Source organism: Corallococcus sp. AB038B, assembly GCF_003668955.1.
Taxonomy (GTDB): Bacteria; Myxococcota; Myxococcia; order Myxococcales; family Myxococcaceae; genus Corallococcus; species Corallococcus exiguus.
Genome location: NZ_RAWO01000305.1, coordinates 1 through 396 on the forward strand (window position 1 = coordinate 1; position 396 = coordinate 396).

The 396-nt window shown below is 69.7% G+C and carries 1 protein-coding gene; it reads right to left on the bottom strand.

Annotated elements, in window-relative coordinates:
• Positions 1 to 8: 8 nt before the first annotated feature.
• Positions 9 to 396: cytochrome c (locus tag D7Y04_RS43390; RefSeq protein ID WP_147477381.1), on the bottom strand; the 388-nt coding region annotated here is incomplete at its 5' end.

Consider the following 396-nt stretch of genomic DNA (forward strand, 5'->3'; position numbering starts at 1 on the left):
GGAACGACTCACTGAGCCGAGCTTCGCAGTCGGGTCTTGAGCTCATCGGCCGCGTCCGTGTCGCGCAGCACGACGAGCGTCTGCACGTAGTACGCGAGCGCCCACAGGTTCTCCTCGGGGATGGCGCCCTTCCACGTGGGCATCGCCGCACCCCCCACGCCCGAGGAGATGACGCGGTAGAGGTCCTCGCGCTGGCGCTCGGCCGTGTACGTGGAGCCGTCCACCGTGTCTCCCACCGGCCACACCGTGCGCAGCGGCTGGAAGAGGAAGTCTGGAGGCAGCACCTTCTCCGTCTTCGTGGGCTCGCCCTTCGCGTCCACCGCCACCGGGTGGTCCGACTCCCTGGCCAGGGCGGTGTAGGGGTCCATCCTGGACAGGTCCACGTCGCGGCCCAGC